The 16,828-nt window shown below is 50.1% G+C and carries 18 protein-coding genes and 1 pseudogene; 13 read left to right on the top strand and 6 right to left on the bottom strand.

Going from position 1 to position 16,828, the window contains the following annotated elements:
- The 5 genes and pseudogenes from ACUU1I_RS14285 to fimH all read left to right on the top strand — a co-directional run.
- The coding region (locus ACUU1I_RS14285) for a fimbrial biogenesis chaperone (RefSeq protein ID WP_449144847.1) at positions 1-161 on the top strand (161 nt) is incomplete at its 5' end.
- Positions 162-227: 66 nt separating this feature from the next.
- The gene (gene fimD / locus ACUU1I_RS14280; RefSeq protein ID WP_000120996.1) at positions 228-2,864 is read left to right on the top strand and encodes a fimbrial usher FimD; all 2,637 of its coding nucleotides are present in this window, start codon (positions 228-230) and stop codon (positions 2,862-2,864) included.
- A gap of 9 nt (positions 2,865-2,873) precedes the next feature.
- Positions 2,874-3,393 (top strand): annotated as a pseudogene (gene fimF, locus ACUU1I_RS14275) (type 1 fimbria minor subunit FimF).
- Positions 3,394-3,465: 72 nt separating this feature from the next.
- The gene (locus tag ACUU1I_RS14270) at positions 3,466-3,909 is read left to right on the top strand and encodes a fimbrial protein (RefSeq protein WP_077897989.1); all 444 of its coding nucleotides are present in this window, start codon (positions 3,466-3,468) and stop codon (positions 3,907-3,909) included.
- 19 nt (positions 3,910-3,928) lie between these two features.
- On the top strand, positions 3,929-4,831 hold the full coding sequence (gene fimH / locus ACUU1I_RS14265) for a type 1 fimbria D-mannose specific adhesin FimH (RefSeq protein ID WP_000816512.1): 903 nt from the start codon (positions 3,929-3,931) through the stop codon (positions 4,829-4,831).
- A gap of 250 nt (positions 4,832-5,081) precedes the next feature.
- Here fimH and gntP read toward each other — a convergent pair whose 3' ends face one another.
- Positions 5,082-6,425: a gluconate permease GntP gene (gene gntP / locus ACUU1I_RS14260; RefSeq protein WP_000558239.1), complete on the bottom strand. Its 1,344-nt coding sequence runs from the start codon at positions 6,423-6,425 to the stop codon at positions 5,082-5,084.
- A 339-nt stretch (positions 6,426-6,764) separates the two neighbouring features.
- On the opposite strand from gntP, the gene uxuA reads away from it, so the two are divergent.
- The 3 genes from uxuA (at position 6,765) to uxuR (ending at position 10,478) form a co-directional block, all read left to right on the top strand.
- Positions 6,765-7,949 (top strand): mannonate dehydratase, encoded by a 1,185-nt coding sequence (gene uxuA / locus ACUU1I_RS14255; RefSeq protein ID WP_000438582.1) that lies wholly within the window; start codon positions 6,765-6,767, stop codon positions 7,947-7,949.
- Positions 7,950-8,029: 80 nt separating this feature from the next.
- Entirely contained in the window at positions 8,030-9,490 is a 1,461-nt protein-coding gene (locus ACUU1I_RS14250; RefSeq protein ID WP_000208165.1) for a fructuronate reductase, read from the top strand.
- A gap of 214 nt (positions 9,491-9,704) precedes the next feature.
- Positions 9,705-10,478 (top strand): Uxu operon transcriptional regulator, encoded by a 774-nt coding sequence (gene uxuR / locus ACUU1I_RS14245; RefSeq protein WP_000844161.1) that lies wholly within the window; start codon positions 9,705-9,707, stop codon positions 10,476-10,478.
- A gap of 140 nt (positions 10,479-10,618) precedes the next feature.
- On the opposite strand, the gene ACUU1I_RS14240 is transcribed toward uxuR, so the two are convergent.
- Positions 10,619-11,449: a DUF2686 family protein gene (locus tag ACUU1I_RS14240; protein ID WP_000062539.1), complete on the bottom strand. Its 831-nt coding sequence runs from the start codon at positions 11,447-11,449 to the stop codon at positions 10,619-10,621.
- A gap of 238 nt (positions 11,450-11,687) precedes the next feature.
- On the opposite strand from ACUU1I_RS14240, the gene ACUU1I_RS14235 reads away from it, so the two are divergent.
- The 4 genes from ACUU1I_RS14235 (at position 11,688) to iraD (ending at position 12,514) form a co-directional block, all read left to right on the top strand.
- The gene (locus ACUU1I_RS14235) at positions 11,688-11,804 is read left to right on the top strand and encodes a hypothetical protein (RefSeq protein WP_001427063.1); all 117 of its coding nucleotides are present in this window, start codon (positions 11,688-11,690) and stop codon (positions 11,802-11,804) included.
- On the top strand, positions 11,783-11,926 hold the full coding sequence (ytiD, locus tag ACUU1I_RS14230; RefSeq protein WP_001301448.1) for a protein YtiD: 144 nt from the start codon (positions 11,783-11,785) through the stop codon (positions 11,924-11,926). The genes ACUU1I_RS14235 and ytiD overlap by 22 nt, the downstream gene beginning before the upstream one ends.
- 115 nt (positions 11,927-12,041) lie before the next feature.
- Positions 12,042-12,125 carry an iraD leader peptide IdlP gene (gene idlP / locus ACUU1I_RS14225; protein WP_120795393.1) on the top strand — a complete coding sequence of 28 codons (84 nt, stop codon included), beginning with the start codon at positions 12,042-12,044 and terminating at the stop codon, positions 12,123-12,125.
- Complete coding sequence (iraD, locus tag ACUU1I_RS14220; RefSeq protein WP_000986206.1) at positions 12,122-12,514, top strand: anti-adapter protein IraD; 393 nt, start codon at positions 12,122-12,124, stop codon at positions 12,512-12,514. The genes idlP and iraD overlap by 4 nt, the downstream gene beginning before the upstream one ends.
- Here iraD and hypT read toward each other — a convergent pair.
- The 4 genes from hypT to ACUU1I_RS14200 form a co-directional block, all read right to left on the bottom strand.
- A complete protein-coding gene (gene hypT / locus ACUU1I_RS14215) occupies positions 12,507-13,418 on the bottom strand; it encodes a hypochlorite stress DNA-binding transcriptional regulator HypT (protein ID WP_000340755.1) in 912 nt (303 codons plus the stop codon). The genes iraD and hypT overlap by 8 nt on opposite strands.
- 64 nt (positions 13,419-13,482) lie before the next feature.
- The gene (gene iadA, locus ACUU1I_RS14210; RefSeq protein WP_000568427.1) at positions 13,483-14,655 is read right to left on the bottom strand and encodes a beta-aspartyl-peptidase; all 1,173 of its coding nucleotides are present in this window, start codon (positions 14,653-14,655) and stop codon (positions 13,483-13,485) included.
- A gap of 12 nt (positions 14,656-14,667) precedes the next feature.
- A complete protein-coding gene (locus ACUU1I_RS14205) occupies positions 14,668-15,129 on the bottom strand; it encodes a YjiG family protein (RefSeq protein ID WP_000211962.1) in 462 nt (153 codons plus the stop codon).
- A complete protein-coding gene (locus ACUU1I_RS14200) occupies positions 15,126-15,809 on the bottom strand; it encodes a nucleoside recognition domain-containing protein (RefSeq protein ID WP_001774694.1) in 684 nt (227 codons plus the stop codon). Before ACUU1I_RS14200 ends, ACUU1I_RS14205 begins: the two co-directional genes overlap by 4 nt.
- Before the next feature lie 248 nt (positions 15,810-16,057).
- Between ACUU1I_RS14200 and kptA the strand changes: the two genes are divergently transcribed.
- On the top strand, positions 16,058-16,642 hold the full coding sequence (gene kptA / locus ACUU1I_RS14195) for an RNA 2'-phosphotransferase (RefSeq protein ID WP_005048967.1): 585 nt from the start codon (positions 16,058-16,060) through the stop codon (positions 16,640-16,642).
- Positions 16,643-16,828: the final 186 nt, after the last annotated feature.

The raw sequence follows: 16,828 nt of genomic DNA, 5'->3' as shown, positions 1-16,828 counted from the left end.
CAGAGTTGAATGCCGGAACCCGGGTTCTTGAAAATGCATTGGTGCCTCCAATGGGCGAAAGCACGGTTAAATTGCCTTCTGATGCAGGAAGCAATATTACTTACCGAACAATAAATGATTATGGCGCACTTACCCCCAAAATGACGGGCGTAATGGAATAACGCAGGGGGAATTTTTCGCCTGAATAAAAAGAATTGACTGCCGGGTGATTTTAAACCGGAGGAATAATGTCATATCTGAATTTAAGACTTTACCAGCGAAACACACAATGCTTGCATATTCGTAAGCATCGTTTGGCTGGTTTTTTTGTCCGACTCGTTGTCGCCTGTGCTTTTGCCGCACAGGCACCTTTGTCATCTGCCGACCTCTATTTTAATCTGCGCTTTTTAGCGGATGATCCCCAGGCTGTGGCCGATTTATCGCGTTTTGAAAATGGGCAAGAATTACCGCCAGGGACGTATCGCGTCGATATCTATTTGAATAATGGTTATATGGCAACGCGTGATGTCACATTTAATACGGGCGACAGTGAACAAGGGATTGTTCCCTGCCTGACACGCGCGCAACTCGCCAGTATGGGGCTGAATACGGCTTCTGTCGCCGGTATGAATCTGCTGGCGGATGATGCCTGTGTGCCATTAACCACAATGGTCCAGGACGCTACTGCGCATCTGGATGTTGGTCAGCAGCGACTGAACCTGACGATCCCTCAGGCATTTATGAGTAATCGCGCGCGTGGTTATATTCCTCCTGAGTTATGGGATCCCGGTATTAATGCCGGATTGCTCAATTATAATTTCAGCGGAAATAGTGTACAGAATCGGATTGGGGGTAACAGCCATTATGCATATTTAAACCTACAGAGTGGGTTAAATATTGGTGCGTGGCGTTTACGCGACAATACCACCTGGAGTTATAACAGTAGCGACAGTTCATCAGGTAGCAAAAATAAATGGCAGCATATCATTACCTGGATTGAGCGAGACATAATTCCTTTACGTTCCCGGCTGACGTTGGGTGATGGTTATACCCAGGGCGATATTTTCGATGGTATTAACTTTCGCGGCGCACAATTGGCCTCAGATGACAATATGTTACCCGATAGCCAAAGAGGATTTGCCCCGGTGATCCACGGTATTGCTCATGGTACTGCACAGGTCACTATTAAACAAAATGGATATGGCATTTATAATAGTACGGTGCCACCGGGGCCTTTTACCATCAACGATATCTATGCCGCAGGTAATAGTGGTGACTTGCAGGTAACGATCAAAGAGGCTGACGGCAGCACGCAGATTTTTACCGTACCCTATTCGTCAGTCCCGCTTTTGCAACGTGAAGGGCATACTCGTTATTCCATTATGGCAGGAGAATACCGTAGTGGAAATGCGCAGCAGGAAAAACCCCGCTTTTTCCAGAGTACATTACTCCACGGCCTTCCGGCTGGCTGGACAATATATGGTGGAACGCAACTGGCGGATCGTTATCGTGCTTTTAATTTCGGTATCGGGAAAAACATGGAGGCACTGGGCGCTCTGTCTGTGGATATGACGCAGGCTAATTCCACACTTCCCGATGACAGTCAGCATGACGGACAATCGGTGCGTTTTCTCTATAACAAATCGCTCAATGAATCAGGCACGAATATTCAGTTAGTGGGTTACCGTTATTCGACCAGCGGATATTTTAATTTCGCTGATACAACATACAGTCGAATGAATGGCTACAACATCGAAACACAGGATGGAGTTATTCAGGTTAAGCCGAAATTCACCGACTATTACAACCTCGCTTATAACAAACGCGGGAAATTACAGCTCACCGTTACTCAGCAACTCGGGCGCACATCAACACTGTATTTGAGTGGTAGCCATCAAACTTATTGGGGAACGAGTAATGTCGATGAGCAATTCCAGGCTGGATTAAATACTGCGTTCGAAGATATCAACTGGACGCTCAGCTATAGCCTGACGAAAAACGCCTGGCAAAAAGGACGGGATCAGATGTTAGCGCTTAACGTCAATATTCCTTTCAGCCACTGGCTGCGTTCTGACAGTAAATCTCAGTGGCGACATGCCAGTGCCAGCTACAGCATGTCACACGATCTCAACGGTCGGATGACCAATCTGGCTGGTGTATACGGTACGTTGCTGGAAGACAACAACCTCAGTTATAGCGTGCAAACCGGCTATGCCGGGGGAGGCGATGGTAATAGCGGAAGTACAGGCTACGCCACGCTGAATTATCGCGGTGGTTACGGCAATGCCAATATCGGTTACAGCCATAGCGATGATATTAAGCAGCTCTATTACGGAGTCAGCGGTGGGGTATTGGCTCATGCCAATGGCGTAACGCTGGGGCAGCCGTTAAACGATACGGTGGTGCTTGTTAAAGCGCCTGGCGCAAAAGATGCAAAAGTCGAAAACCAGACGGGGGTGCGTACCGACTGGCGTGGTTATGCCGTGCTGCCTTATGCCACTGAATATCGGGAAAATAGAGTGGCGCTGGATACCAATACCTTGGCTGATAACGTCGATTTAGATAACGCGGTCGCTAACGTTGTTCCCACTCGTGGGGCGATCGTGCGAGCAGAGTTTAAAGCGCGCGTTGGGATAAAACTGCTCATGACGCTAACTCACAATAATAAGCCGCTGCCGTTTGGGGCGATGGTGACATCAGAGAGTAGCCAGAGTAGCGGCATTGTTGCGGATAATGGTCAGTTTTACCTCAGCGGAATGCCTTTAGCGGGAAAAGTTCAGGTGAAATGGGGAGAAGAGGAAAATGCTCACTGTGTCGCCAATTATCAACTGCCACCAGAGAGTCAGCAGCAGTTATTAACCCAGCTATCAGCTGAATGTCGTTAAGGGGGCGTGATGAGAAACAAACCTTTTTATCTTCTGTGCGCTTTTTTGTGGCTGGCGGTAAGTCGCGTTTTGGCTGCGGATAGCACGATTACTATCCGCGGCTATGTCAGAGATAACGGCTGTAGTGTGGCCGCTGAATCAACCAATTTTACTGTTGATCTGATGGAAAACGCGGCGAAGCAATTTAACAACATTGGCGCGACGACTCCTGTCGTTCCATTTCGTATTTTGCTGTCACCCTGTTTCTGCCGTAAAAGTTGGGTTTACCGGCGTTGCAGATAGCCACAATGCCAACCTGCTTGCACTTGAAAATACGGTGTCAGCGGCTGCGGGACTGGGAATACAGCTTCTGAATGAGCAGCAAAATCAAATACCCCTTAATGCTCCATCGTCTGCGATTTCGTGGACGACCCTGACGCCGGGTAAACCAAATACGCTGAATTTTTACGCCCGGCTAATGGCGACACAGGTGCCTGTCACTGCGGGGCATATCAATGCTACGGCTACCTTCACTCTTGAATATCAGTAACTGGAGATGCTCATGAAATGGTGCAAACGTGGGTATGTATTGGCGGCAATGTTGGCGCTCGCAAGTGCGACGATACAGGCAGCCGATGTCACCATCACGGTGAACGGTAAGGTCGTCGCCAAACCGTGTACGGTTTCCACCACCAATGCCACGGTAGATCTCGGCGATCTTTATTCTTTCAGTCTTATGTCTGCCGGGGCGGCATCGGCCTGGCATGATGTTGCGCTTGAGTTGACTAATTGTCCGGTGGGAACGTCGAGGGTCACTGCCAGCTTCAGCGGGGCAGCCGACAGCACCGGATATTATAAAAACCAGGGGACCGCGCAAAACATCCAGTTAGAGCTACAGGATGACAGTGGCAACACATTGAATACTGGCGCAACCAAAACAGTTCAGGTGGATGATTCCTCACAATCAGCGCACTTCCCGTTACAGGTCAGAGCATTGACGGTAAATGGCGGAGCCACTCAGGGAACCATTCAGGCAGTGATTAGCATCACCTATACCTACAGCTGAACCCGAAGAGATAATTGTAATGAAACGAGCTATTACCCTGTTTGCTGTACTGCTGATGGGCTGGTCGGTAAATGCCTGGTCATTCGCCTGTAAAACCGCCAATGGTACCGCTATCCCTATTGGCGGTGGCAGCGCTAATGTTTATGTAAACCTTGCGCCTGTCGTGAATGTGGGGCAAAACCTGGTCGTAGATCTTTCGACGCAAATCTTTTGCCATAACGATTATCCGGAAACCATTACAGACTATGTCACACTGCAACGAGGCTCGGCTTACGGCGGCGTGTTATCTAATTTTTCCGGGACCGTAAAATATAGTGGCAGTAGCTATCCATTTCCGACCACCAGCGAAACGCCGCGGGTTGTTTATAATTCGAGAACGGATAAGCCGTGGCCGGTGGCGCTTTATTTGACGCCTGTGAGCAGTGCGGGCGGGGTGGCGATTAAAGCTGGTTCATTAATTGCCGTGCTTATTTTGCGACAGACCAACAACTATAACAGCGATGATTTTCAGTTTGTGTGGAATATTTACGCCAATAATGATGTGGTGGTGCCCACTGGCGGTTGTGATGTTTCTGCTCGTGATGTCACCGTTACTCTGCCGGACTACCCTGGTTCAGTGCCAATTCCTCTTACCGTTTATTGTGCGAAAAGCCAAAACCTGGGGTATTACCTCTCCGGCACAACCGCAGATGCGGGCAACTCGATTTTCACCAATACCGCGTCGTTTTCACCAGCGCAGGGCGTCGGCGTACAGTTGACGCGCAACGGTACGATTATTCCAACGAATAACACGGTATCGTTAGGAGCAGTAGGAACTTCGGCGGTAAGTCTGGGATTAACGGCAAATTACGCACGTACCGGAGGGCAGGTGACTGCAGGGAATGTGCAATCGATTATTGGCGTGACTTTTGTTTATCAATAAAAAAATTACAGCGCATTGCTAATGCTGGTACCTGAGGCGCTACGCTATCAGACCTACAAAACCTGCACGTTAGCCCTTTGTAGGCCAGATAAGACGCGTCAGCGTCGCATCTGGCATAAACAAAGCGCACTTTACTGGTCTGTTCCCCTCACCCTAACCCTCTCCCCGGAGGGGCGAGGGGACTGTCCGGGCACATTTTTAGACTTTAGTCATCAGTCTGAGCCTGCCATTGGCAGGCTCTGGTGTTCTTTTACGCTACCATGCTAATAATCAGCACAATAATCAGCCCAACCACGGAGTTGACCAGCTCCAGCAGACCCCAGGTTTTCAACGTGTCTTTTACTGACAGGTCAAAGTAACCTTTGAACAACCAGAAAGATGCATCATTAATGTGGGTGAGGGTGTTGGAACCCGCAGCCGTCGCCAGTACCAGCAGCGCCGGATTCACGCCAACCAGCTGACCGGTTGCTGGATCAAGGATTGCAGCACTGATAATCCCGGCGGCGGTCATCGCCGAAACGACACCCTGACCCGTCGCCAGACGAATTAGCACAGTGATCAGCCATGCCATAATGTAGGGCGAGATATTGCCGTGGGACATCAACATGCCGATGGTGTCGCCAATGCCGGTGTCGATGATGGTCTGCTTCAGCACGCCACCCGCACCGATGATCAGAATCACCATTGCAATACTCTTCACCGCGCTTTCAAAAGCGTTCATCACCCACTGCATGTCATGACCACGCGCGGTGCCAAAGAGTACGAATGCAACCACCATCGCAATAAACATCGCAATCGGCGAGGAACCAATAAAGTTAACCACTTCCCAGGCAGGGGTATCTTTTACCAGCCAGATATTGGCGATGGTGGTAGAGATCATAATGATCGCCGGGATCAGCGGCACCAGAATCGAAACGCCGAAAGAGGGCAGATTATTCATATCTACCGGTTGATCTGCTTTCAGGAATGATGGCGTTGGGCGCTCAAGATTGCCGAGGAACTTCGGCAGGATCAGACCTGCGCAGATTACACTTGGGATCGTCACCAGTACGCCATAGATATAAACCATCCCCATATCCGCGCCATAAGCATTCACCAGCGCCACCGGACCCGGCTGCGGTGGGAACAGTGAATGTGCGGTAGTGGCAGCTGCTACTGCCGGGATCGCCAGTTTCAGGAACGGAATTTTAGCTTCGGCGGCAATAACAATAACCAGCGGCGCTAACATGATAAAGGCCACTTCATAGAACATCGCCAGACCGAAAATAAGGCCGATGATAATCACCGACAGCTGAACATAGCGCAGACCTAGACGCGCCAGCAGCGTATGTGCTATCTGGTGAGCCGCGCCGGAGTCGACCATCAATTTACCGATGACCGCACCGAACACCACGATGATAGCCAGTTCTCCCAGCGTGTTGCCGAAGCCCGCTTTCATGGTGTGCAGCAGCGACATCAAATCCATGCCTGCCAGCATCCCGACGGACAGCGCCGCCACCAACAAAGCCACCATTGAATTGATTTTGAACTTCAAATTCAGTATCAGCATCAGGCCAATGCCGAATACCACCCAGAGAATGTTAAGCACATGCATAACGTTTTACCTTACTTGGTTGAACCGTTGTTATTTTGGGCGACATGTCATGCAAATTGGTCAACCATTGTTGCGATGAATGTCACATCCTCTGATCAATAACCATCGATTACCCTTTGCTGCAATTTGCAGCAACAACCATGAGAGTGAAATTCTTGTGATGTGGTTAACCAATTTCAGAGTTCGGGTTGACATGTCTTACCAAAAGGTAGAACTTATACGCCATCTCATCCGATGCAACGCCACGGCTGCGGTCTGGTTGTTCATCCGGATACCTAAACAACTCCAAGGTTCCGCGTCTCTTTGCTGTGGAACCCACTATGTGAAAGAGGAAAAATCATGGAACAGACCTGGCGCTGGTACGGCCCAAACGATCCGGTTTCTTTAGCTGATGTCCGTCAGGCGGGCGCAACTGGCGTGGTTACCGCGCTGCACCATATCCCGAACGGCGAAGTATGGTCCGTAGAAGAGATCCTCAAACGCAAGGCGATCGTTGAAGACGCAGGCCTGGTGTGGTCTGTCGTAGAAAGCGTACCAATTCACGAAGATATCAAAACCCACACTGGCAACTATGAGCAGTGGATCGCTAACTATCAGCAGACTCTGCGCAACCTGGCGCAGTGTGGCATTCGCACCGTGTGCTACAACTTCATGCCGGTGCTCGACTGGACCCGTACTGACCTCGAATACGTGCTGCCAGACGGCTCCAAAGCTCTGCGCTTCGACCAGATCGAATTCGCTGCATTCGAAATGCATATCCTGAAACGTCCAGGCGCGGAAGCGGATTACACCGAAGAAGAAATTGCTCAGGCAGCTGAACGCTTCGCCACTATGAGCGACGAAGACAAAGCGCGTCTGACGCGTAACATCATTGCCGGTCTGCCGGGCGCGGAAGAAGGGTATACCCTCGACCAGTTCCGTAAGCACCTGGAGCTGTACAAAGATATCGACAAAGCCAAACTGCGCGAAAACTTTGCCGTCTTCCTGAAAGCGATTATTCCAGTTGCTGAAGAAGTTGGCGTGCGTATGGCGGTTCACCCGGACGATCCGCCGCGCCCGATCCTCGGCTTGCCGCGCATTGTTTCCACCATTGAAGATATGCAGTGGATGGTTGATACCGTAAACAGCATGGCGAACGGTTTCACCATGTGCACCGGTTCCTACGGCGTGCGTGCTGACAACGATCTGGTTGATATGATCAAGCAGTTCGGTCCGCGTATTTACTTCACCCATCTGCGCTCCACCATGCGTGAAGATAACCCGAAAACCTTCCACGAAGCGGCGCACCTGAACGGTGACGTTGATATGTACGAAGTGGTGAAAGCGATTGTTGAAGAAGAACACCGTCGTAAAGCGGAAGGCAAAGAAGACCTGATCCCGATGCGTCCGGACCACGGTCATCAGATGCTGGACGACCTGAAGAAGAAAACCAACCCTGGTTACTCCGCAATTGGTCGTCTGAAAGGCCTGGCCGAAGTTCGCGGTGTCGAACTGGCGATCCAGCGCGCTTTCTTTAGCCGTTAATACCCACCGGCATGGCTGCGCGCCGTGCCGGTTCCTTCTTCCTTGCCGTCACTCTCTGAAGACGGATTCTGGAGTTTACGATGACTACTATTGTTGACAGCAATCTGCCGGTTGCCCGCCCGTCATGGGATCATTCTCGTCTGGAATCACGCATTGTGCATCTCGGTTGCGGGGCGTTTCACCGCGCGCACCAGGCGTTGTATACCCATCATCTGCTGGAAAGCACCGACAGCGACTGGGGCATCTGCGAAGTTAACCTGATGCCAGGCAACGACCGTATGCTGATCGAAAACCTGAAAAAACAGCAACTGCTGTACACCGTAGCGGAAAAAGGCGCAGAAAGCACCGAGCTGAAAATTATCGGTTCGATGAAAGAAGCGCTGCATCCGGAAATCGACGGCTGCGAAGGTATTCTCAACGCGATGGCGCGTCCGCAAACGGCGATTGTCTCTCTAACGGTCACGGAAAAAGGCTACTGCGCTGATGCGGCAAGCGGTCAACTGGATCTCAATAACCCGCTGATCAAGCACGATCTGGAAAACCCGACTGCGCCGAAGTCCGCGATTGGTTACATCGTCGAAGCCTTGCGTCTGCGTCGTGAAAAAGGGCTGAAAGCATTTACGGTGATGTCCTGCGATAACGTGCGTGAAAACGGTCATGTGGCGAAGGTCGCGGTACTGGGGCTGGCTCAGGCGCGTGACCCGCAACTAGCGGCATGGATTGAAGAGAACGTCACCTTCCCGTGCACCATGGTTGACCGCATCGTTCCGGCGGCGACGCCAGAAACCTTACAGGAAATTGCTGACCAGCTGGGTGTTTACGACCCATGCGCCATTGCCTGCGAACCGTTCCGTCAGTGGGTGATTGAAGATAACTTCGTTAATGGTCGCCCGGACTGGGATAAAGTGGGCGCACAGTTCGTTGCAGACGTTGTGCCGTTCGAAATGATGAAGCTGCGTATGCTGAACGGCAGCCACTCTTTCCTGGCGTACCTCGGTTACCTCGGCGGCTATGAAACCATTGCCGACACCATGACTAACCCGGATTATCGCAAAGCGGCCTTTGCCCTGATGATGCAGGAACAAGCGCCAACGCTGTCGATGCCGGAAGGTACGGACCTGAACGCCTATGCGACGCTGCTGATCGAGCGTTTCAGCAACCCGTCTCTGCGTCACCGTACCTGGCAGATTGCGATGGACGGCAGCCAGAAGTTACCGCAGCGTCTACTGGACCCGGTGCGTCTGCACCTGCAAAACGGCGGCAGCTGGCGTCACCTGACGCTGGGCGTGGCTGGCTGGATGCGTTACACCCAGGGCGTGGATGAGCAGGGTAATGCCATTGACGTGGTCGACCCGATGCTGGCCGAGTTCCAGAAGATTAACGCGCAGTATCAGGGCGCAGACCGCGTGAAAGCGCTGCTGGGCCTGAGCGGTATTTTTGCCGATGATCTGCCGCAGAATGCCGACTTTGTTGGCGCGGTGACGGCGGCATATCAGCAGCTGTGCGAACGCGGTGCGCGCGAGTGTGTGGCTGCGCTGTAACTAACTGATTACCCTACAGACTTACTGGTCAATCAAACTGATATTTGGTTGACCAGTTTTCGTTTTTTTGCCCACCTGTACGTGCCAACTTCCAGTGCTAATGGTATAGTTTGAGATTAACGGGGGCCGTAAAATTGCCCGTTGTAGGCCGGATAAGGCGTTCACGCCGCATCCGGCAAAAATTTGATTAACCGCACCTAACGGACACAACACCATGAAATCTGTCACCTCTGTGCAAAGACCTTACCAGGAAGTCGGGGCGATGATCCGCGATCTGATCATAAAGACGCCGTACAATCCTGGCGAACGGCTGCCGCCGGAGCGTGAAATTGCAGAAATGCTTGATGTCACGCGGACGGTGGTACGTGAAGCGCTGATCATGCTGGAGATCAAAGGGCTGGTGGAAGTGCGCCGGGGTGCCGGTATCTATGTGCTTGATAGCTCAGGCAGCCACAACACAGACAGTCCGGATGCCAACGTCTGCAATGATGCGGGTCCTTTTGAGCTGTTACAGGCGCGTCAGTTACTGGAAAGTAACATCGCCGAGTTTGCCGCACTGCAGGCTACCCGCGAAGATATCGTCAAAATGCGTCAGGCATTGCAACTGGAAGAGCGTGAACTGGCTTCCAGCGCGCCGGGTAGCAGCGAAAGCGGTGACATGCAGTTCCATCTCGCCATTGCTGAAGCAACGCATAACAGCATGCTGGTGGAGTTATTCCGTCAGTCCTGGCAGTGGCGGGAAAACAATCCAATGTGGATCCAGTTGCACAGCCATCTGGATGACAGCCTGTATCGCAAAGAGTGGTTGGGCGATCACAAACAGATCCTCGCCGCGTTAATCAAAAAAGATGCCCGAGCGGCGAAGCTGGCAATGTGGCAGCATCTGGAAAACGTTAAGCAACGTCTGCTGGAATTCTCGAACGTTGACGATATTTATTTTGACGGCTATCTCTTTGATTCATGGCCGCTGGATAAAGTCGACGCCTGACTTATTATAATAAGCGCAAGGGTAAACGTTCCTTGCGCTTTCTTAAATTAAGAAGTCGCAATGAGTATTACTTTGTAAATTGCAGGGTTTTGTTTAAATATCTGTATAACCTGAATATTAGTACTCATTCTTCTCAGTGGCTATTTACCAATATAATTCCATTCACCATTTTTTAATTCAAACAGTTCTGGAAGAGATGACGGTTGCAGAGTCATGCGTTTGAGTGGCGCATCTTCATCACCGGGGATAACGTTATATCCCATTTTTGAATGGATCTCCGCGGTACCAGGATAGGCTTCTATACCAATGATTGGGTCATTTCCCATCTCAATATTAGCATTAAGTAATGCGGCAAGGGCGAATCCGGAAGAATTTGCTACCCCTGAGACAGTTATTATCTGATCAATATAGATATCAATTCTTGGCTGCTCATTGGTCCATCTTTTTGCCTGAGAAGCTGGAAGGGTTGAAATATATCCTATCGTGGTTCCGGCATAACCAGGAACATTGCAACCAGGGCCTAATGTTATTTCATGAACTGTATAGTCCTCAACAGGATCGAAAGGGCTCTTCATAAATAAATTTAGCCGTAAACCTTCTGCTAACTCTGTAGCAGCATGCGCCTTTTTACATATACCACCATATATTTCGTCTAAAGCTGAGGTGATTTTCAAGTTTCGATAGAGCATACGTCCTGTTGTTGTAATACCATTGAATTCTCTGCATGTATCTGTCACATAATTAAATGGCCAGGACTGTTTTCCAATATTAAGTTTTCTAATTTCGACAACGCTTTTTCCATCGTAATTATGGTTATTGCCACGAGCAAGAGGCAGAAGATAGATATTTTCCGTATCCAGGCGTGCATATTCATATCGACGTGTTAACTCACTGTCGACTTTTGGATGATGAAGGAAGTGATTATTTGTATTGAATTGGTTATTAGCGGCATTGCTTAATGGCATAGACATAATAGTTACCTTTTATGAGTATTTAACTGATGTTTAGAAAAATAGATAAATTTTTCTGTAGTAAAAAGAGAAGTAAACAAATGACATGCATGTTTCTGTTGTAGTGATATCAACTCTACACAGTGATATTAAAGGGTAGGAAACACTATAAAGTATCAAAAAACGCTCATTTAAAATTATTTGCATGCAATTTAAAAGCATATCTTATTACTAATTGGAATTTGATGTTGCTATATTGATGTCTATATTAATAATGCCTGTGAATGGTATTTTTGATGTATTTGATATGTTATCAATTTATATTATTTACAAACTAATTGTTTCAAATAATACATGGCTGATTATGCGGAAATAAATAATTTCCCACCGGAATTAAGTAGCAGCGGTGACAAGTATTTTCATCTACGTAACTATTCGGAATATTCAGAATATACTAGCGGTTTTTTTTTGAGTTTGATGATTTTTATCAAATCATGACTTTTTTCCTGAAAAGTCAGTAGATATTCATAGGCAAGTAAGGTTTTATACTTTGCTGACAGGATTCAGGCCTGTCTCAGACTGACATGGATGTAATGAACAAAAGGGAATGGCTATGGAAAATGAGCATCAATACAGTGGTGCCCGGTGTTCAGGGCAAGCCGCATATGTTGCTAAACGTCAGGAGTGCGCAAAATGATGCGCCAATCACTTCAGGCTGTTTTACCTGAAATTTCAGGCAATAAAACGTCATTGCTGCGTAAATCGGTATGCAGCGATCTCCTTACTCTTTTTAATTCTCCTCATTCGGCATTACCGTCATTACTTGTTTCAGGCATGCCCGAGTGGCAAGTGCATAACCCGAGCGACAAACATCTCCAGAGCTGGTATTGCCGTCAGCTGCGTTCTGCACTGTTATTTCATGAGCCACGGATTGCGGCGTTGCAGGTTAATTTGAAAGAAGCGTACTGCCACACTCTGGCGATCAGCCTTGAGATAATGCTGTACCACGACGATGAACCGCTAACGTTTGATCTGGTCTGGGATAATGGCGGTTGGCGCAGTGCGACGCTTGAGAATGTCAGCTAAGCACAATCTCCAGCTCGCGCAGTTCACGCCAGAAGCGTTCGGCAACTGGATTCATGCGGGTATTCATCCGGTATGCGTAGGCCTGAATCGGGATCACCTGTTCGTCCCGATTCAGCACAACGAGCTGCCCGCTGCGAATTTCTTGTTGGATGGCATACTCCGGCAGCCAGGCAATCCCACAGCCGTCGAGGGCAACCTGCTTTAAAAGCTCGCTCATCGAAGAGACAAAAAAGGCGCTGAAACTTAACTCACTGTGGCGCGTCAGGGTGCGATTAATCAATCGCCCCATGTAGGAGTTGCGGCTGTAATTCAGTAACGGAAAGTGTGGCTGCGCGAGGTTAAAAAGTGCTTCTCCGTGTTCGTCACTGGCGCAGACAGGGAACAATTGAGATTCAAATAAGCGAATGTGGTCAAACGGCGCTTCCAGCAAATCTTCGTCGTGAAAGGAAAAAATACAGTCACTTTGCCCTTCACGCAGTTTATCGACCGCTTCATCGACATCAATGGCTTCAATTGCCCAAGTAAAGAGCGGCGGCATCTGGCTGATAATGGACGGTAACAGACCGAGGGAAAGAGAGTGTGCAGCGGCTATCTTGATTTTACGTTGCGCGTAATCGCTGCCGCCACGCAGCTCTGCAAGGTTGCTTTCTAACTGTTGCAACAGATGGCGGATCTGCGAATGGAAGATTTTCCCTTGTTCTGAGAGTTGCAGTGGCGTCACCTGGCGGTTAAACAATTCAACGCCAATCGCCTGTTCCAGTGCACGGATGCGGCGGCTGAATGCCGGTTGCGAGACGTTGCGACTGACTGCCGCCTGGGAAAAATTGCGGCATTTTTCCAGAGTCAGAAAATCATAAAGCCATTTGGTTTCAATATTATGCAAAACCGCACCACAGTCATCCATTACGTTTTACTCTGTCAGCCGCCCTTGGGGGCATTCTACGTCCATTAGGGCGGCTGACAACCGTTTAAGCCGTTTCAAACGTTCCTTTCACGCAGGCTTTGCCGTCTTTGACCATCAGTTTGCCGCGAGCGTATACCTGCTCAATGCGCAATTCTGGCGTCATGACCAGTAAGTCTGCGTCATTGCCTGGCAGAATTTCGCCTTTCCCGCTCATGTTAAGGAAACCGGCTACGCTACTGGTGAGCGGGCGCAGGGCATCGCTGATACTGAAATCATAGTCTTTGACCAGCACCTGCACGGTTTCCAGCAACGTTTCAAAACCTGCAACACCGATATGGGTTAAATTCCCTTCGTCATCGAAGAACGGCTGGCTACCGTTGCCGTCGGAGCTGAGGGTGACGCGTGCCAGCAGAATACCCGCCTGAACGGCGCGGGCAATACCTTCGGCAGGGGCGACCGGTTCGTCAATGCTGCTGGTGATATCGATGGTGCCGCCTTTGCGCGCGAACTCCAGCGCCTGCTCAAACAACGGTACGTTGCGGTTAACGTGGGTCGGCAGCAGCTTGCTGATCGGCACATCGCAGTTTTCCAGCAGGTCATAAATAGGCTTTAACGCCTTTTTACTGTCGCCCATGTGGAACAGGGTGACGCCAGGTTTACCGCCGAGCAAACCGCCAACGCGGGATTCTGCCGCCATATTAGCCAGGTGATAAACGTCCGGTGCGGCAGAACGGTGATCAGAGATGGCGCATTTCACGCCAATCACACGATCGATAATCGCCACGTCTTTTTCCACGGAACCCGTAATAGTGCGGGAAGGGACATGATAAGCGCCGGTCAGCATCCAGGCGCTGATGCCTTCTTCATTGAGCGCACGGGTCTTGGCGAGCAGGGATTCCAGGTGGCGAGAGATAGAGTCGGTGCCCAGCAGACCAACCACTGACGTGACGCCCGCTTCCGTCAGGCGACTTAGCGCCACTTCCGGCGTGCGCGTCGTGGGACCTGCTTCGCCGCCACCGCCAATCAAATGGACGTGTTGATCAATAAAACCTGGGCAGAGGATCTGCCCGCTGAGATCGACAACCGTGCAGTTCGGTACAATGTCAGAAGGGATATTGCTGGCAACGGCGATAATTTTGCCGTTAGCGACGAGGACATCGCAAATTCCCCGATCTTCCGGCGCATACAAATGCGCTCCCTGCAGCAGGGTAAAACCGGCTGCGGTATAATCAATCATGGTAACTCCTTGTTAAACAATAAGCTGCATAACCCAGATCGACAGCAATGCGTTAATCACGCAGACCGTAATGATATGCGGGTAATATTTGGCATTCACTTCGGCTGTCCCCAGGCAGCGACCGACATTTTGCACCGGGTTGCCCATTAAATACATTGCGGGCAGTAAAACGGTGACATCGTGGCCGGTTAATGCGTCAGCGGTTGCCAGACTGGCGGCAACACCGACTGCGCCGCCCATACTCATTAATGCGGCTAAAAGGACGGTTGCCGCTTCACCGGGTAATCCCCACAGCGCCATTACGGGTTCACAGATATGCCCCACCCAGTCGAGCAGGCCGGTAATTTTCAGCGCCTGAATGATGACAAACGCCATCACCACGTTTGGCAGCAGGTTGGTCGTGGCGATAGTAAAGCCACGGCGCGCGCCATCGATAAACATATCCATGACGTTTTTGCGGACCTGAGTTGTCATGCTTGCGCTCCTTGCGTTGGGTTGCGACGTTCTTCGAAGTTAAGCCAGACGCGCAAAATGTTGGCTCCGACAAATTTAAACACCAGGATGACGGCTAAAGGTACGATTACGGACGTGCCCAGAAAGGCAAACACCGCGACGCCGGAAGAGAAGTAGTTGGTGATGATGGCGCTACCGCTGGTTTGATATGCGGCGAAAATCACTTTATCGCGTTCGGTAATTTCACCTTCCTGCGCCAGCTCTTTGGTCATACCGGCGGCGGCATCCGTGTTTTGCAGGTTAGCGATCAGTGCCAGCGAGCAGATCCCTGGAATGCCCAACAACGGTTTTAGCACAGGTGTCATTAACTGCTGCGCGGCGCGTAATCCACCAAGACCATCGGTAATTGAAATAATCCCCAGAGAGAGAATGACTGACGGTGCCAGCTCCAGCGCAAAGAGAAAGCCATCTTTAGCCCCCGCGCCACCCACCCCGCGAAATGAGGTGGTGGCTCCATTCGCACCAGGCAGTTGCCCAAACGATCCGTTCAGAACGGAAAAATCAAAAACGCGCCACCAGCTGTCTGTTCCGGAAAAAACACCGGAAAAAAAGATTATGGTGAGAAAAAAAGCCAGATACCCTTTAATGCCCACTTTTTCTGTCGCCAGCTCCCCGGCTACAGCATCCCCTTGTTGTGTCATAACAATCCCCATTGTTTTTTGTGTTTGTGTGTTGCTTGAGCCAGGAAAATTCCTGGAACTGAAAAACCTTATCAGCCATGTGGGTATGGGGAAAATGCAAGTATGTTTCTGGCTATGCGTTTTTTGCATAGGGGAAAAATTACGCTGTGTGGAAAAGGTTCTGCGCAGGATTGAGTTGCAGAAAATTCATAAACCCAGTGACAATGACATTAGTAAATAAAAACAGAAAATCCAGGGACGAAAACGCGATGGCAAAGTACAACGAAAAAGAGCTGGCGGATACGAGCAAGTTTTTAAGTTTTGTCCTCCGACACAAACCGGAGGCGATTGGTATCGTACTGGACCGTGAAGGATGGGCGGATATCAATAAGCTCATACTTTGTGCCCAAAAAGCGGGCAAGCGATTAACCCGTGCATTGCTGGATACCGTGGTCGCAACCAGCGATAAAAAGCGTTTTAGTTATTCCAGTGATGGTAGGTGCATCCGCGCGGTTCAGGGGCATTCGACTTCGCAGGTCGCTATTTCCTTTGCCGAAAAAACACCGCCACAGTTTCTCTACCACGGTACGGCAAGCCGTTTCCTTGACGAGATAAAAAAACAGGGGCTGATTGCAGGGGATCGTCATTACGTGCATCTCTCTGCTGATGAAGCAACGGCACGCAAAGTGGGAGCAAGACACGGATCGCCGGTTGTCTTAACCGTCAAAGCACAGGAAATGGCGAAACGAGGCATCCCTTTCTGGCAAGCGGAAAACGGGGTCTGGCTGACATCAACGGTTGCTGTTGAGTTTCTTGAGTGGTCGTTTATGCCGACTGGGGTACAAAAACAATAAATTCAATATATTGCAGGGGTTATATAGGCCTGGTAAGCGCAGCACATCCGGCAATGTAGCGTTTGTTATCAGTCTGAAGGGATACCCTCGTAAAAGGGTATCCTTTAATAACAACTGCTGAAATTAAAGTGATTTACGGCAGGCGGTCAGTTGGGGGCTGGAATCAGCGTCGCTTCCGGTCATACC

The sequence above is a fragment of the Shigella sp. SIG3 genome, from assembly GCF_053555855.1.
This window is presented reverse-complemented; position numbering and strand designations above follow the sequence as displayed.

Excerpts from the sequence above, each read along its gene's own strand:
- fimD (WP_000120996.1), top strand. The coding sequence starts at position 228 with ATGTCATATCTGAATTTAAGACTTTACCAGCGAAACACACAATGCTTG.
- fimH (WP_000816512.1), top strand. The coding sequence starts at position 3,929 with ATGAAACGAGCTATTACCCTGTTTGCTGTACTGCTGATGGGCTGGTCG.
- gntP (WP_000558239.1), bottom strand. The coding sequence starts at position 6,425 with ATGCATGTGCTTAACATTCTCTGGGTGGTATTCGGCATTGGCCTGATG.
- uxuA (WP_000438582.1), top strand. The coding sequence starts at position 6,765 with ATGGAACAGACCTGGCGCTGGTACGGCCCAAACGATCCGGTTTCTTTA.
- ACUU1I_RS14250 (WP_000208165.1), top strand. The coding sequence starts at position 8,030 with ATGACTACTATTGTTGACAGCAATCTGCCGGTTGCCCGCCCGTCATGG.
- uxuR (WP_000844161.1), top strand. The coding sequence starts at position 9,705 with ATGAAATCTGTCACCTCTGTGCAAAGACCTTACCAGGAAGTCGGGGCG.
- ACUU1I_RS14240 (WP_000062539.1), bottom strand. The coding sequence starts at position 11,449 with ATGTCTATGCCATTAAGCAATGCCGCTAATAACCAATTCAATACAAAT.
- ACUU1I_RS14235 (WP_001427063.1), top strand. The coding sequence starts at position 11,688 with ATGTCTATATTAATAATGCCTGTGAATGGTATTTTTGATGTATTTGAT.
- ytiD (WP_001301448.1), top strand. The coding sequence starts at position 11,783 with ATGGCTGATTATGCGGAAATAAATAATTTCCCACCGGAATTAAGTAGC.
- idlP (WP_120795393.1), top strand. The coding sequence starts at position 12,042 with ATGGAAAATGAGCATCAATACAGTGGTGCCCGGTGTTCAGGGCAAGCC.
- iraD (WP_000986206.1), top strand. The coding sequence starts at position 12,122 with ATGATGCGCCAATCACTTCAGGCTGTTTTACCTGAAATTTCAGGCAAT.
- hypT (WP_000340755.1), bottom strand. The coding sequence starts at position 13,418 with ATGGATGACTGTGGTGCGGTTTTGCATAATATTGAAACCAAATGGCTT.
- iadA (WP_000568427.1), bottom strand. The coding sequence starts at position 14,655 with ATGATTGATTATACCGCAGCCGGTTTTACCCTGCTGCAGGGAGCGCAT.
- ACUU1I_RS14205 (WP_000211962.1), bottom strand. The coding sequence starts at position 15,129 with ATGACAACTCAGGTCCGCAAAAACGTCATGGATATGTTTATCGATGGC.
- ACUU1I_RS14200 (WP_001774694.1), bottom strand. The coding sequence starts at position 15,809 with ATGACACAACAAGGGGATGCTGTAGCCGGGGAGCTGGCGACAGAAAAA.
- kptA (WP_005048967.1), top strand. The coding sequence starts at position 16,058 with ATGGCAAAGTACAACGAAAAAGAGCTGGCGGATACGAGCAAGTTTTTA.